Genomic DNA, 13,912 nt, shown 5'->3' on the forward strand with positions numbered 1-13,912 from the left:
TACGAGGTAGTGACAACCCTTGCTAAGCAGTCGGGGGTGCGTGGCCGAGTTCCGACGGGATATTGGCCGAGGGGCGACTTCAGGAGATGCGGCCGGATTCCGAGTTATCAGGAAGAAGTTGCACGTATGCGTAGACATATAGAACGTATAAGGATCCCGTGGTGCGTGACATCGTCCTGGCCCTCGCCGTTCCCCTGCTGATCTGTGCGAGTGGCGTCTACGCCGCGTGCGACGGCTGGTGGCGCCGCAGGCACCCCGCGCCGGCCCCGCACTCACCTGCCGGGCGCCGCCTCGCCGTCGAACGGGCCGTGGCCGACGCGGAGGCGATCGTGGCCGACCGGTACGCGATCCTCGCCGAGGCGGAGCGCAGCGCCGCGCGGCTCGGGGGACAGCAGTAGGGCGGGGCGCTCACCCCCTGCCGGTGAGTGGGCGCCCCGCCCTTGCGTGTTCCGCTGCTCAGTGCTCAGCTCAGTGCTCAGCGCTTACCGATGCCGTTGAAGAGCGAGCGCGACCAGACGTAGCCGAGAACGGCCAGCGCCACGCACCAGGCCACGGCCAGCCACCCGTTGTTGCCGATCTCGGTGCCGAGGAGCAGTCCGCGCACCGTCTCGATGGCCGGGGTGAACGGCTGGTACTCGGCGATCGGCTGGAACCAGCCCGGCATCGCGTCGACCGGCACGAAGGCGCTGGACAGGAGCGGCAGGACCATCAGCGGCATGGCGTTGTTGCTGGCCGCCTCGGCGTTCGGGCTGGAGAGGCCCATCCCGACCGCGATCCACGTGAGCGCCAGGGAGACGAGCGCCAGCAGTCCGACCGCCAGGATCCACTCCAGGGCGGTGGCGTCAGTGGCGCGGAACCCGATCGCCACGGCGACGGCCCCGACGAGCACCACGCTCATCACGCATTGCAGCACGCTCCCGACGACGTGCCCGATGAGCACCGACCCGCGGTGGATCGACATCGTGCGGAAGCGGGCGATGATTCCCTCGGTCATGTCCATGGAGACGGAGACCGCGCTGCCGATCGTGGTGCCGCCGATGGTCAGCATCAGGATGCCCGGGACGAGATAGGCGATGTACGCGGAGCGGTCCGCACCGCCGCCGCTGATGCCCGCGCTCATCACGTCGCCGAAGATGTAGACGAAGAGCAGCAGCAGCACGACCGGCGTGAGCAGCAGATTCAGCGTCATGGAGGGGTAGCGCCGGGCGTGCAGGAGGTTGCGGCGCAGCATCGTGGACGAGTCGCGCACGGCGAGGGACAGGGAGCTCATCGGGCAGCCTCCTTCGGCTGGTTCGGCTGGTTCGGCTGGTTCGGCTGGTTCGGCTGGTTCGGCTGGGCGGGCACGCCGGCGCCGCCGGTCAGGGCGAAGAACACGTCGTCGAGGTCGGGCGTGTGCACGGTCAGCTCGTCGGCTTCGACGGCCGCGGCGTCCAGCCAGTCGAGGATGGAGCGCAGCTCGCGCTGGCTTCCGTCGCTGGGGATCTGCAACGCGAGGGCCTCGTCGTCGCGGTGGGCCTCGCGCAGGGAGAGGGCGGCGGCCTGGTAGGCGTCCGGGTCGGTGAAGCGGAGCCGGACGTGTCCGCCGGGGATGAGGCGCTTGAGCTCCTCGGCGGTGCCCTCGGCGGCGATCTTGCCGTTGTTGAGCACGGCGATGCGGTCGGCGAGCTCGTCGGCCTCGTCCAGGTACTGCGTGGTGAGGAAGACGGTGACCCCGTCGGAGACCAGCTCGCGGATGATGCCCCACATGTTGTGACGGGCGCGCGGGTCGAGGCCGGTGGTCGGTTCGTCGAGGAAGATGATCCGCGGGTTGCCGACCAGGGTCATGGCGATGTCCAGGCGGCGCTTCATGCCGCCGGAGTAGGTGGAGGCGGGCTTCTTCGCGGCGTCGGTCAGGTCGAACCGCTCGAGCAGCTCGGCGGCGACCCGCCGCCCCTCACGCTTGGACAGGTGGTGCAGGTCCGCCATGAGGAGCATGTTCTCCTCGCCGGTGATCAGCCCGTCGACGGCGGAGAACTGCCCGGTCACGCCGATCGCGGCACGTACGCCTTCCGGCGAGGTGGCGACGTCGTGGCCCGCGACCTGGGCCTGGCCGCCGTCGGCGGAGATGAGCGTGGACAGGATCTGCACGGCGGTGGTCTTGCCCGCGCCGTTCGGCCCGAGCAGGGCGAACACGGTGCCGGCCGGGATGTGCAGGTCGATGCCGTCGAGGACGGTCTTGTCGCCGTACGACTTGCGCAGATCGGCGGTGGAGACGGCGGCGGGCGGCTGCTGGCCGCCGGCCAACATGGGCGTGGGCATGACAGATGAAGGCATGGAGCCCTCCCGATCGAAGGCGTGGTGGTGGAGTGGTGAGCGGTGAAGTGGCCGGTGGCGTAAGGAACTCGGGGCGGGTCAGGCCCGGGCGCGGCGGATGTCGATGTTGCCGAACTTGGTCCGGGCGCGGACCTCGACCGTTTCCTCGCTCTTCTCCGGGCTGTCGGACGCGGTGAGCGTGTTGCGCACCTGTCCGTTGCCCGAGCCGGCGTCGAGCCAGGCGGCCGTGCCCTCGCGGATGCCGATGTCGATGGCGCCGTAGGAGGTCTCCAGCTGGACGGTGCCACGGGCCACGTCACCCACGCGCAGGGTGCCGTGGGCGGTGGTCGCGGTGACCGAGCTCTCGGCGCGCCGGATGTCGATGTCGCCGTTGGCGCCGCTCACCCGCAGATCACCGATCGCGGTGCCGACGCTCGTGGAGCCGTGCGAGTTCTTCAGGACGGCAGGGCCGTCCACGACACCGATGCGCAGGCTGCCGGAGCTGGTGGTGATCTCGGCCAGGCCCTCGACCTGGTCCACGGTGATCGAGCCGTGCGACGCGGTCAGCTGGAGCGGGCCCGTCGAGTCCAGGCGGACGTCACCCGACGACGTCTTCACGCGGACCTCGCCGAGCCGGCCCTCGCCGAGCACCTGGGTCCAGGAGCCGGTCGTGTCGATGCGGGAGCCGGTGGGCAGTTCGACCGTCACGTCGACGCTGCCGGTGGGCCCGACGAGGTAGCGCCCCTTGGGTGTCCTGATGGTCAGCACGCCGTTCGCGTAGGTGACCTCGGTCTGCTCGGCGACCCGCACGTCCTTGTCCTTCTTCGGGTCGCGGGGCCGCATCTCGACGACCGTGTCGAGGCGGTCGCTCGCGGAGAACTGGATGGAACCGGCGGCCACGTTGGCGATGACCGAGATCGGCTGGGGCGTGTCGAAAGAAGGCATGGCTGTCCCGTCCTCTTGGGTCTCAGGGTGAAGTTCCGGGTGAATTCGGGCGGGCGGAATGCGCGGCTAGCGCACCCAGCCCGTGAAGCTCTGTCCGACGGTGCGGGTGGTGCGGGTGGCCTGGGGGTTTCCCGGTGTACGTGACGGGGTGCCGCCGTCGACCGCGGCCGACACGGCTCGTACCAGCCACGCGTTGACCGACAGGCCCTCGCGGCTCGCGGCCTCCTCGGCGCGCGTCTTGAGGTGGGCGGGCAGGCGCAGATTGACGCGGGCGGTGCCGCCGTCGTCTCCGTCGGCGGGCGCCGGGGCCGGTGCCTTGAGCGGCTCGGCGGGCCCGCTCCTGTCCTCGTACGTCTCCTCGGGCGCCGGCCGCGTCACGACGAAGTCCGGGTCGAGCCCGCGCAGCCGTACGTCGACCGAGCCGGGGGCGAGTTCGCGGGTGATCTCGTCCATCGCGGCGGAGAGCACGTTGAGCATCGTCAGGCGGGTCGCCGACTCCAGGGGGGCGGTGAGCCGCTCGGCCAGCTCGCGGGCTTCTTCGCCGCCGGCTTCGGCGGCCACCGCGAGTTCGCGGCGGAGGTTGTCGACATACGGCGTGAGGTCCATGACGTCATAGTGGCACCACTTTGGCGCCATGCGCAAGCGTGTGAGGCGAGTGATTGTGGGGTGGAGTTAGCGAAGTAGTCCTGACCTGCGAAAATGTGGTGACGCCGAGTTGTGTCAATGCGACGCCATGTGGAGTCCCGTGGGTCCTCGCGCCTCGGATGGCGCCGCGTGGCACCGCGTGGCGCCGCGTGGCACCAGGCGGTGCCATGTAGTGCCACGTGACGTCACGCTGCTCCATGGGGCGTCATCGGAGCCCGCGCCGGGGCGAGCGGCTCACTTCTCGGCTTCGCCGACTCGCCGAACAATCGACTCGCCTGGACAAAAAAAGTTTTCGGTGAGACGGTGGGGTCATGTTGGACGTCACCGTGATCGAGGACCCGGCGGCAGCCGCGGTCTCCCTCGACCCGATCAGGGCCCGGCTGCTCGCGGAGCTGGCCGCCGGACCCGCATCCGCCGCGATGCTCGCCCCCAAGGTCGGCCTGCCGCGCCAGAAGGTGAACTACCACCTCAAGGCGCTGGAGAAGCACGGCCTGGTCGAGCTGGCGGGGGAGCGGCGCAAAGGGAATGTCACCGAGCGCCTCATGCGGGCCACGGCCGCCTCGTACGTGATCTCACCGGTCGCGCTCGGCGCCGTGCGGCCCGACCCGGACCGGGCCCGTGACCAGCTCTCCGCGCGCTGGCTGCTCGCCGTCGCGGCACGTCTCGTACAGGACGTCGGAGCGCTGCTCACCGGGGCCGCCAAGGCGAAGAAGCGCCTGGCCACCTACGCGCTCGACGGCGAGGTCAGGTTCGCGTCCGCCGCGGACCGGGCCGCGTTCATCGAGGAACTGACCCAAGGGGTCGGCGCGCTCGTCCGCAAGTACCACGACGGATCCGCCGAGGGCGGCCGTGACCACCGCGTGGTCATCGCCGTGCATCCCTCGCTGAAGGATCCGCAGCCCCGACCGTCCCTCGAAGACTGACCGCACTGAGCGCACTGACCGCACCAAGGAGTTACCACCATGACGAACGAACCCAGGGAATTCGAGATCGCCCGCGAGTTCGAGGTCGACGCCACCCCCGAGCAGGTCTGGGAGGCACTCACCTCGGGCACCGGCGGCTGGCTGTGGCCGATGGAGTACGAGCCGAAGGAGGGCGGCCGCGGCCCCCACGGCGCGACGATCACCGCGTGGGACCCGGAGCACCGGCTCACCGCCCGCTCGGACAACCCGGAAGCGCTGCCCCCGTTCCAGACCCTCAACCAGCTGGACCACGTCATCGAGGCCCGTGACGGCGGCAGCCGTGCCTGGGTCCGCTACGTCCACAGCGGGATCTTCGTCGACAACTGGGACGACTACTACGACGGCGCCGACAAGCACACCGACTTCTACCTGCACACGCTGCGCCAGTACCTGACGCACTTCGCGGGCCGACCCGTCGCCTTCACCATGTTCGACGGGCCCGCTGCCTCGGCGAACCCCGAGGCGCTCGCCGCCGTCGGCCGCGCCCTCGGCCTGCCCGACGACGCCACCGAGGGCACCAAGCTGCGCGTCCGGGGCCCCGGCGGCGAGACCCTGGAAGCCGTGCTCGACTACCGCAACCCGTACTTCATCGGCCTGCGCACCGACGACGCCCTGTACCGCATCTTCGGCCGCGGCCGCTGGGGCGCGCCCGTCGGCATCGTCGTCCACGACTTCGCGCCGGACGCCGACGCCGCGCAGGACGAGACGGCCTGGCGCGGCTGGCTGGACGGGGTCTTCGCCTGACGACCCCGCCCGCCGGACGGCCCGCAGGTGCTGCGTACAGACCTGCAGGTGCCGCGTACAGACCCGCAGGTGCTAGGGACGGAACCGCAGCACCTGCGGGTCGTGGTCGCTGATCTGGTCGTTGAACTCACTGTTGATGTGCACGCTGTCGTACGCGAAGTCGTCGTGCCGGATCGAGGGGCTGATCAGGATCTGGTCAAGAACCTGGCTGTTGCCCTGGTAGTCGTACGTGTAACGCTCGCTCCGCGGCAGGGACTTGATCGCGGACCACAGGGCGCCGCCGTCCTCCAGGCGCTGCGCGGTGCCGGAGAACTCGAAGTCGTTGATGTCGCCGAGGGTGACGACGTCGGCGTTCTTCTGCGCCTTGAGGATCTCCTTGACGAAGCCGTTCACCGCGTCCGCCTGCGCGTGGCGCTGGGTCTCCGAACTGCGCGCCGGCGGCTGGTACTGGGCCGTCAGGCCCTGGTCGCCGCCCTTCGACGCGAAGTGGTTGGCGATCACGAAGACGGTCTTGCCGCGGAAGACGAACTCGCCCGCGAGCGGCTTGCGGCTGTTCTTCCACGCCTCGTCGGCCGGGGCGATCCGGCCCGGCGACGCGGTCAGCGCGGCCCGCCCGTGCGTCCGCGTCACGCCCACCGGCGTCGTGGAGTCGCCGCCCGCGCGGTCGGTGAACGAGACGCGATCGGGGTTGAAGAGGAACACCTGGCGGATGTTGCCGCCGGGCTCGCCGCCGTCCTGGTCGTTGACCGGGTCGACGGAACGCCAGTCGTACTTCGGGCCGCCCGCGGCGACGATCGCGTCGATCAGCTTGTTCACGGTGACGTCCGCGGCGACCGTGCCGTCGTCCTTCGCGCCGTTGTTGTCCTGGATCTCCTCCAGGGACACGACGTCGGGCGACTGGAGGTGGTCGACGATCGCGGCCGCGTGCGCGGCGAACGTGCCGTCGCCCGGGTCCAGGTTCTCGACGTTGTACGTGGCCACGGCCAGCTCGCCGCGCTGCTGCCTGCGCGTCGTCTCCCGCTCCAGGCCCCCCTTGTCCAGGGTGCCGAGCTCCCGCGCGACCAGCGTGTAACCGCCGAACTGGGTGTAGTCCAGGGGGCCTTCGGTCCGGCCCGCCAGGGTGTCCCCGACGTTCGCCGCGGGGAAGTCGGCGACCGTGCCGAGCGACTGGATCTGGAGGCGGCCCGTGTTCTGGGACCCGTACGAGCCGTAGACGGTGCCGCCGCGGCGCGTGGGGTTCTCGTGCGGCTTGACCGTCACCCACAGCTCGGCGTACGCGTCGGAGGCGGTGACGACGCGGGAGGAGCCGACGCGTACGTTCATGCCCTCCAGGGACTCGTAGAGGTCCAGGGCGTACGCCGACGGGCGCAGCGGCAGCGCGTTGACCGAGCCGTTCGCCGCCGGGTCGCCGGCCGGGGCGTACGCGGCGGGGACCGACTTCGCGTCGATGACCGTGGCGGCCGGGAGCGCGTTGCCCGACGAGACGACCGTGACCGTCGGCTTGGTGATCTCCGTGACGGACTGGTTTCCCGACGAGGCGCCGCCGGGGACGTACTCCGAGACCGTGCCCGAGACCGTCACCGCGTCGCCGGTGACGGCCTTCGGGGCCGAGCTGGTGAAGACGAAGACGCCCTCGCTCGTGGCGGGGTCGGCGTCGGGGGCCGTGTCTTGCATCCAGAAGCCCTTGGACGAGCCGTAGCTCCTGACGCCCGTGACCACGCCGGCCACGTCTGTGACCTGCTTCCCGGCCAGCGGGGACATCCGGGTCGTGCCCTGGATGTCATGGATGCGTATCGCGTCCGCGTGCGCGGGTGAGGTGAGGACGACGGCGGAGACGGTGGAGCAGACGGCGGCGACGGTCAGCGCGGCGAGGCGCGACGAGTGCGTGCTCGGCAAGGGGTCCCTCCGGGGACGTGTGTGAGGCGCCGGGACGAGGGTGGAGCGAGTGGCCGCTCCGCGCTCTTCTACGCGCGTAAATGTCTTGTGGAGCAAGGGGAGTTGTCAAGGTTCCACCGGTGTACGGTTTCTGACGGGTACATGAACCGGGCGGCATGCTGCCAAATCCGTCTAGGCTGAGCGGTCGCACAACACGTCCGGAGGAGAACAAGGCGATGTCAGACAGCTCCCCCCTGCCGCCGGCGAGGCTGCGCCCCGAAGCGGAACTCGCGCGCGACGCCCTCGCCACCCCGCTGCTCTCCCGCGCGGTGCGGCTCGCCCGCTGGGCGGGACCCGCGACCCGGGTCGGCGCGGGCGGCGAACTCGTCGAGGAACAGCTGCCCGCCGCGGCGCTCGAACTCGGGCTCGGCGCCGATGCCGACGGGGCCGCCGAAGCCAGCGAGGCATGGCGGGTCGCGGTCGACACCGGGCTCGTGGAGGTCGTGGACGAGGAGGAGGGCACCGTCGCCGCGGGCGAGGACCTCGCCGTCGTCGCCTCCGGCAGCCCGCAGGACATCCTCGGCCTCTGGCTCGGCGCCCTGGACACCGCCCTCGCCGACGCGAGCATCCCGGACCTGGACGACCTCGTCGACGTCCTGGAGGAGACCGGTGAGGTCGACTTCTCGCAGCTCGACTGGGACCCCGACGCGGAGGCCGAGTTCCTCGAAGGCGTCCTCGGCAACCTCTATCTCCTGACCGTCACCGAGGGCGGCGCCGGCGACGAACCCGTCCCGCTGCCCGCCCTCGCCGCGTCGATGATCGTGCCCGACGACATGGGTGAACCCACGGACGACGTCCTGGAGCAGGTGTCGGACGCGATGCTGAAGCTGGACGACCAGTTCCGGCTGCTCGTCCCGGTGGGGCTCGTCGAGTTCCAGCCGGTCGACGAGGCCCTGATGGCGGAGATCGGGGACGGCGAGGGGGTCGACGAGCCCGACGCCTTCGACGACTCGGACGTCACGCGGTACGGCATGGTGCGCCTCACCCCGCTCGGGCTGTACGGCGTCCGCGCGCGCATGATCGACGCGGGCCTCGACGCGCCCGTCGTCGGCGACCTCGTGGACAAGGGCGCCGACACGCTGCTCGACGGCACGTCGTCGTTCCCGCAGGCCGCCGCGCAGGCCGAGATCGAGCAGTGGCTCGCACGGCGCCAACCGCTCGTGGCGGCACGGGAGTTGCTGGCCGCGGCGCGCGGTACGGACACCGGGGCGCCGCTGCGGCGGCTGCGCTGCCAGCAGGCGCTGTCCCTCGTGGGCGGCGAGGCGGAGCCGGCGCTCAGGGAGGTGCTCGACGACGCGGAGCTGGGCGGCCTCGCGCGGGTCTGGCTCGCCGAGCAGGGGACGAGCGACGTGCCTCCGCCGCCGGAGTCCCTGATCTTCTGGCTCACCGTCGACACGATCGCGGCGCAGCTCGCCCTGGAGGGCAATTCCGACGAGCTCCAGGGCCTGGTCGAGGGGCTCGCGGCGCAGCACCGCGGGTTCTTCGCGGCGGCGTGGAAGGTGGACCACCCGGCGACGGCGGACGTCCTGGAGGCGATGGGGCGCCTGCATCCCGACAAGAAGGTGGCCAAGGAGGCCCGCAAGGCGGCGTTCAAGGCGCGGTCCGCGCAGGGCGGATGACGACGGCGGGGCACTGACGGGGGCGGGGCGCGAGGACGCGCTCCGCCCCTTTCGCGTACGGCCCTTCGCACCCGTCCCGACACCGGGCCCGCCGACGACCGTGAACGTGTTCGCTCTGCCGGCGTCGTACGGAGTTCAACCCGCGTTCAGGCATGACGGGGAACGTGTGGCCGAAACGGCATCAGCGCCCGCTCCACCGCCACAGCCACCCGGTAACAGGAGACACCATGTCGCTCACCCGCAGGGACTTCACGAGACGCTCCGCCGCCACCGGCGCGGGAATCGCCCTGGCCGGCACCGTCGGCGCGCTCGCCACCGCTCCCGGTGCGCTGGCGGCCGAAGGAGAGTACGAGGACATCGCGCACACCGAGGGCCACGAGGACCACCACCACGGTGTCGGCTACGGCCCGCTCGTGGACGACCCCGAGGGCCTGCTCGCGCTGCCCGCCGGATTCTCGTACCGCGTCATCACGTACACGGGCAGGACGACGCTGGAGTCGGGCGAGTCGACGCCGTCGAACCACGACGGCACCGCCACCTTCGACGGTCCCCGCGGCGCCACGCTGCTCGTCAACAACCACGAGATCGGCGGCGCCCGCACCAAGGCGAAGTACCCGGTGCCGCTCGCCGAGGGTCTCGTCTACGACCCGGCCGCCGCCGGTGGCTGCACGGTCGTCGAGGTCCGCCGCGACGGACACGTCGCCGAGTGGGTCGGCATCGCCGGCACCGCCACCAACTGCGCCGGCGGGCGCACTCCTTGGGACACCTGGCTGACCTGCGAGGAGACCGAGGACAAGGCCGGCGCCAACGGCATGACCAAGGACCACGGCTACGTCTTCGAGGTCGACCCCGCGGACAGGCGGGCGAATCGCGAGCCCAAGCCGATCAAGGCCTTCGGCCGGTACGCCCACGAAGCCGTCGTGATCGACCCCAAGCGCGGCCACGCCTACCTCACCGAGGACGCGGCCGGCCCCAACGGCCTGCTCTACCGCTGGACCCCGCCGAAGGGCTTCCACCACGGCCGCGGCAAGCTGCGCACGCTCGCCGACGACGCGGGCGTCCTCCAGGCCACCAAGTGCTTCGACTCCGGCGGCCGCTTCGTCGACGACCTGTCGCGCGCCACGCAGATCGGCACCGTCTACGGCGTCGACTGGATCGACGTGCCCGACCGCGACGCCAAGACGGTCTCCGTGCGCAAGCAGTTCGCCGCCGGCGAGGTCACCCGCGCCCGCAAGCTCGAAGGCATGTGGTGGGCCGACGGCGGCACGTACATCGTCTCCTCGTTCGCCCGTGAGGAGAGCCCCGTCCAGCACGACGGACAGGTCTGGTTCTACGACCCCAAGCGCCGGACCCTGACGCTCAAGGTCCTGCTCGGTGTGAACGCGGACCCCTCCAAGGACGGCGCCTTCGACGGCCCGGACAACATCACGGTCTCCCCGTACGGCGGCCTCGTCATCGCCGAGGACGGCAACGGCATCCAGCACCTGTTCGGCGCGACCGACAGCGGACGCACGTACCCGATCGCGCGCAACGAGCTGAACATCGGCACCGAACAGGAGCCGGAGTACAGCGAGTTCACCGGCGTCACGTTCTCGCCCGACGGACGGACCCTCTACGCGAACATCCAGACCCCGGGCATCATGCTCGCCATCACGGGGCCGTGGAAGCGCCAGCGCTCGAACTGATCACGCTCCACCCGAAGTGGCTGACGGCTGACCTCCGGCCGGCACCCGACCTCCGGCCGACGCGCACGCACCTGCCGTGCGCGTCGGCCGCGGTCGTCCCCCGATCAGTCCTGCTCCTCCGCCGACAGCCTCTCCGCGAGCGACTCCTCGTGCACGTGGATGAGCGCCGCGACCTCCTCCTGCTCCCACCAGGGGTACGGGGTCGCCCGGGCCACGCACCAGGCCAGGACCTCGGGGACCGTCGGCCGGGCGTAAGGGGACTTGGCCAGGCAGCCGCCGAGGAACGCCTCCCACTCCTGGTCCGGGACCCCGACCAGGTCGGGCTCCTCGTGCAGCGTGCGGTGGATGACGTGCGGGGCGTTGCCCGCGCCGTGCGGATTGCGGCCCGTCGCGCAGAGGCCGAGCAGCGCGCCGAGCGCGAACACGTCCGCGGGGGCGCCGGCCGGGACGGCGTGGGTGATCTGCTCGGGCGCCATGAACCCGGGGGAGCCGACCGGTTCGCCGATGCCGGGCGTCCCGCCGCCCGGGACCGCCGCCTTCGCGACCCCGAAGTCGATGACCTTGGGCCCGGCGGCCGTCACGACGACGTTCGCCGGCTTGAGATCGCCGTGCACGAGCCCCGTCGCATGGATCGCCGTGAGCGCCCCGGCGAGCGAGGCGCCGATCGCGGCGAGAGCACCCGGGTCCGGCAGGCCGAGCGCGGCCACGGCCTCGGACAGCGAGGGCCCCACGCAGAACTCCGCCGCGGTCCAGGGCACCGACGCCTCGGGGTCGGCGTCGAGCACGGCCGCGGTGAACGGCCCCCGCACGGCCCGCGCCGCCTCGGTCTCCCACCGGTACCGCGCCCTGAACAGCGGCTCGGCGGCGAGAGGCTCCCGCACCGTCCTGACCACCACGACCTGGCCCGCCGGTGAGCGCGCGAGGTGCGCGGTCCCCGTGCCGCCGTCGCCGAGCTGACTGACGAGGCGGTAACCCGCGAGACGCACCATGGAACGCCATCCTCCTGTACGGCTTCGAACAGCGGTACCGCGGCTCGCCGCCGGCGGGCAGGGACTCCCGGAAGACCCGGGCCGCCGAGTACCGCCGACGATCACTGCGACGCCGGGCGGGCACCGGGGGGTTCCCGCGAGCGGCATCGGTATCTCACACCTCAGTTCATGGAGCGCGCCCACCTCGGCGGCCGGCCCGCCCTGAACGCCTGCAGCGCGTTGTTCCAGTGATCTGCGTCGCTGCAAAAGCTCATGCCGGAGGGCTCAGGCGCAGGTGAGCGCAGGTCGAGAGGGGTGTGTCACGGACATCGTCACCGAAGTGTGAGGACGTAGGCGTAGTGTCCGTGGGTGCGCGGGGCGCATACTCGTTGAATGACAAGGCCCCCCAGTACGCGCCGCCACCTTCCGGGCAGCCCCTTCAACGTTCCGGCAAAGCCCGCTCCGCCGGTAGAGCAGTTCGCCGTGGGCGACCGCGTTTCCCATGATCAGTACGGCCTCGGCAGGATCATCGGGGTCGAGGGCGAAGAAGCCGTGCTCATCGACTTCGCCGGGCAGCAGGGCCGGTTCCTGAGCCCGTTCTCCAAGCTGTCCAAGCTCTGACGTATCCGACGCTTCGGACCCGGCGCCCTGGATTCGGGGGTCGTGTCCACGGCTTCGGCGGCTGACGCCAAGAGGCGGTCTGCGGCACGGATTTTCGTGCCGCGGGCCGCCTCTGTCGTGTCCGCCCGTCACCCCTCGTGACGTCCCGGATCCCGGCGGCAACCCCTCGCTCGCATGAGCGAGGGACTGCCGTCCTCGGCGCGCCTGTGCCGCCGGCCGTTCTCAGAGCGCCTGTGCCGCCGGCTTGACCATGCCACGCACCGTCCGCGACTTCACGAAGTCGCCCATGGCCGTCATGTCCCACTCGCCGGAGAACTGACGGATCAGCTTCGCCATCATCACGCCCGTCTGCGCCTCCGCGTTCGTCAGGTCGAAGCGGACCAGCTCCTCGCCCGTCGCCGCGTCGATGAGCCGGCAGTACGCCTTGGCGACCTCGGTGAACTTCTGGCCCGAGAACGAGTTCACCGTGAACACCAGGCCCGTCACCTCCTGCGGGAGCCGGCCCAGGTCGACGACGATGACCTCGTCGTCCCCGCCGCCCTCGCCCGTGAGGTTGTCGCCGGAGTGCTTGATCGCGCCGTTCACGATCGAGAGCTTGCCGAAGTAGCAGCTGTCCACGTGGTTGCGCTGGGGGCCGAAGGCGATGACCGACGCGTCCAGGTCGATGTCCTTGCCGCGGAACGCGGGCTCCCATCCGAGGCCCATCTTGACCTGCGAGAGCAGCGGCTGTCCGCCCTTGACCAGGGACACCGTCTGGTTCTTCTGGAGGCTGACGCGGCCCTTGTCCAGATTGATCTTCCCGGCGCCGGGAGCGGGAGCGGCGGGCGGGGCGGCCGGGGCTGCGGTGGGCGCGGGCGGTGCCACACGCGGGTCGACCGGGGGAGTGGTCGGCGCGGGCATGGCCTGTACGGGCTGCGCCGGCGTGGGGGCCGGGGCCGGCGCCGCGGGCTCCTCGACGCTCACGCCGAAGTCCGTGGCGATGCCCGCCAGGCCGTTCGCATAGCCCTGGCCCACCGCGCGCGCCTTCCACGCGCCGTTACGGAGGTAGATCTCGATGATCACGAGAGCCGTCTCGGTGCCGAGCCGCGGCGGTGTGAACGTGGCCAGCACGGAGCCGTCGTCGCCCTTGATCGTGGCCGTGGGCTCGATGCCCTGGAAGGTCTGGCCGGCCGCGTCCGGGCTCGCGGTGACGACGATCTTCTCGATGCCCGGCGGCACGGCGGACGTGTCCACCACGATCGCGTCCGGTGCCGTGCCGCCGCCCGAGCGGTAGGTCACGCCCGGGCCCGAGGGCTGGTTGTAGAAGATGAAGTCGTCGTCGGAACGCACCTTGCCGTCGGCGGTGAGCAGCAGGCCCGAGACGTCGAGCCGCACCGGGGCGGCGACGTCCACCGCCACGCGGGCGGTGGACAGCGGGATGTTCGAGCCGGGGGTCATAGCGGTCATGCCGGGGTAACGAGCGATACGGCTTTGCCGTTCCCTTACCTGCCGATGAC

General features: G+C 71.3%; 13 protein-coding genes. 6 read left to right on the forward strand and 7 right to left on the reverse strand.

Annotation, left to right across the window (positions count from 1 at the left end):
- Positions 1–161 precede the first annotated feature (161 nt).
- Complete coding sequence (locus ACZ67T_RS07120) at positions 162–398, forward strand: hypothetical protein (protein WP_469982054.1); 237 nt, start codon at positions 162–164, stop codon at positions 396–398.
- A gap of 77 nt (positions 399–475) precedes the next feature.
- On the opposite strand, the gene ACZ67T_RS07125 is transcribed toward ACZ67T_RS07120, so the two are convergent.
- The 4 genes from ACZ67T_RS07125 to ACZ67T_RS07140 form a co-directional block, all read right to left on the reverse strand.
- Positions 476–1,270 (reverse strand): ABC transporter permease, encoded by a 795-nt coding sequence (locus ACZ67T_RS07125; RefSeq protein ID WP_469982056.1) that lies wholly within the window; start codon positions 1,268–1,270, stop codon positions 476–478.
- Positions 1,267–2,313: an ATP-binding cassette domain-containing protein gene (locus ACZ67T_RS07130; protein WP_469982058.1), complete on the reverse strand. Its 1,047-nt coding sequence runs from the start codon at positions 2,311–2,313 to the stop codon at positions 1,267–1,269. Before ACZ67T_RS07130 ends, ACZ67T_RS07125 begins: the two co-directional genes overlap by 4 nt.
- Before the next feature lie 78 nt (positions 2,314–2,391).
- Positions 2,392–3,237 (reverse strand): DUF4097 family beta strand repeat-containing protein, encoded by an 846-nt coding sequence (locus ACZ67T_RS07135; RefSeq protein ID WP_469982060.1) that lies wholly within the window; start codon positions 3,235–3,237, stop codon positions 2,392–2,394.
- A 66-nt stretch (positions 3,238–3,303) separates the two neighbouring features.
- Complete coding sequence (locus tag ACZ67T_RS07140; RefSeq protein WP_469982061.1) at positions 3,304–3,843, reverse strand: hypothetical protein; 540 nt, start codon at positions 3,841–3,843, stop codon at positions 3,304–3,306.
- A 350-nt stretch (positions 3,844–4,193) separates the two neighbouring features.
- Here ACZ67T_RS07140 and ACZ67T_RS07145 point away from each other — a divergent pair, with 350 nt between their 5' ends.
- Both ACZ67T_RS07145 and ACZ67T_RS07150 read left to right on the forward strand, forming a co-directional pair.
- Entirely contained in the window at positions 4,194–4,805 is a 612-nt protein-coding gene (locus ACZ67T_RS07145) for an ArsR/SmtB family transcription factor (RefSeq protein WP_469982062.1), read from the forward strand.
- Between the two features lie 39 nt (positions 4,806–4,844).
- Complete coding sequence (locus ACZ67T_RS07150; RefSeq protein WP_469982063.1) at positions 4,845–5,588, forward strand: SRPBCC family protein; 744 nt, start codon at positions 4,845–4,847, stop codon at positions 5,586–5,588.
- A 72-nt stretch (positions 5,589–5,660) separates the two neighbouring features.
- Here ACZ67T_RS07150 and ACZ67T_RS07155 read toward each other — a convergent pair whose 3' ends face one another.
- Entirely contained in the window at positions 5,661–7,484 is a 1,824-nt protein-coding gene (locus tag ACZ67T_RS07155; protein ID WP_469982065.1) for an endonuclease/exonuclease/phosphatase family protein, read from the reverse strand.
- 215 nt (positions 7,485–7,699) lie between these two features.
- Here ACZ67T_RS07155 and ACZ67T_RS07160 point away from each other — a divergent pair, with 215 nt between their 5' ends.
- Together ACZ67T_RS07160 and ACZ67T_RS07165 are read left to right on the forward strand one after the other, a co-directional pair.
- Positions 7,700–9,142 carry a hypothetical protein gene (locus ACZ67T_RS07160; protein ID WP_469982067.1) on the forward strand — a complete coding sequence of 481 codons (1,443 nt, stop codon included), beginning with the start codon at positions 7,700–7,702 and terminating at the stop codon, positions 9,140–9,142.
- A 227-nt stretch (positions 9,143–9,369) separates the two neighbouring features.
- Positions 9,370–10,827 carry an alkaline phosphatase PhoX gene (locus ACZ67T_RS07165; protein WP_469982068.1) on the forward strand — a complete coding sequence of 486 codons (1,458 nt, stop codon included), beginning with the start codon at positions 9,370–9,372 and terminating at the stop codon, positions 10,825–10,827.
- A gap of 104 nt (positions 10,828–10,931) precedes the next feature.
- Here the strand turns inward: ACZ67T_RS07165 and ACZ67T_RS07170 are convergent, their stop codons facing one another.
- On the reverse strand, positions 10,932–11,816 hold the full coding sequence (locus tag ACZ67T_RS07170) for a serine/threonine-protein kinase (RefSeq protein WP_469982069.1): 885 nt from the start codon (positions 11,814–11,816) through the stop codon (positions 10,932–10,934).
- 372 nt (positions 11,817–12,188) lie between these two features.
- On the opposite strand from ACZ67T_RS07170, the gene ACZ67T_RS07175 reads away from it, so the two are divergent.
- Positions 12,189–12,416 carry a CarD family transcriptional regulator gene (locus tag ACZ67T_RS07175; protein WP_453773324.1) on the forward strand — a complete coding sequence of 76 codons (228 nt, stop codon included), beginning with the start codon at positions 12,189–12,191 and terminating at the stop codon, positions 12,414–12,416.
- 222 nt (positions 12,417–12,638) lie between these two features.
- On the opposite strand, the gene ACZ67T_RS07180 is transcribed toward ACZ67T_RS07175, so the two are convergent.
- Positions 12,639–13,853, reverse strand: a complete 1,215-nt coding sequence (locus tag ACZ67T_RS07180) for a TerD family protein (RefSeq protein ID WP_469982300.1) — start codon at positions 13,851–13,853, stop codon at positions 12,639–12,641.
- Positions 13,854–13,912: the final 59 nt, after the last annotated feature.

The sequence above is a fragment of the Streptomyces sp. NPDC107517 genome, assembly GCF_055582645.1.

Excerpts from the sequence above, each read along its gene's own strand:
- ACZ67T_RS07125 (WP_469982056.1), bottom strand. The coding sequence starts at position 1,270 with ATGAGCTCCCTGTCCCTCGCCGTGCGCGACTCGTCCACGATGCTGCGC.
- ACZ67T_RS07130 (WP_469982058.1), bottom strand. The coding sequence starts at position 2,313 with ATGCCTTCATCTGTCATGCCCACGCCCATGTTGGCCGGCGGCCAGCAG.
- ACZ67T_RS07135 (WP_469982060.1), bottom strand. The coding sequence starts at position 3,237 with ATGCCTTCTTTCGACACGCCCCAGCCGATCTCGGTCATCGCCAACGTG.
- ACZ67T_RS07140 (WP_469982061.1), bottom strand. The coding sequence starts at position 3,843 with ATGGACCTCACGCCGTATGTCGACAACCTCCGCCGCGAACTCGCGGTG.
- ACZ67T_RS07145 (WP_469982062.1), top strand. The coding sequence starts at position 4,194 with ATGTTGGACGTCACCGTGATCGAGGACCCGGCGGCAGCCGCGGTCTCC.
- ACZ67T_RS07150 (WP_469982063.1), top strand. The coding sequence starts at position 4,845 with ATGACGAACGAACCCAGGGAATTCGAGATCGCCCGCGAGTTCGAGGTC.
- ACZ67T_RS07160 (WP_469982067.1), top strand. The coding sequence starts at position 7,700 with ATGTCAGACAGCTCCCCCCTGCCGCCGGCGAGGCTGCGCCCCGAAGCG.
- ACZ67T_RS07165 (WP_469982068.1), top strand. The coding sequence starts at position 9,370 with ATGTCGCTCACCCGCAGGGACTTCACGAGACGCTCCGCCGCCACCGGC.
- ACZ67T_RS07170 (WP_469982069.1), bottom strand. The coding sequence starts at position 11,816 with ATGGTGCGTCTCGCGGGTTACCGCCTCGTCAGTCAGCTCGGCGACGGC.
- ACZ67T_RS07175 (WP_453773324.1), top strand. The coding sequence starts at position 12,189 with ATGACAAGGCCCCCCAGTACGCGCCGCCACCTTCCGGGCAGCCCCTTC.
- ACZ67T_RS07180 (WP_469982300.1), bottom strand. The coding sequence starts at position 13,853 with ATGACCCCCGGCTCGAACATCCCGCTGTCCACCGCCCGCGTGGCGGTG.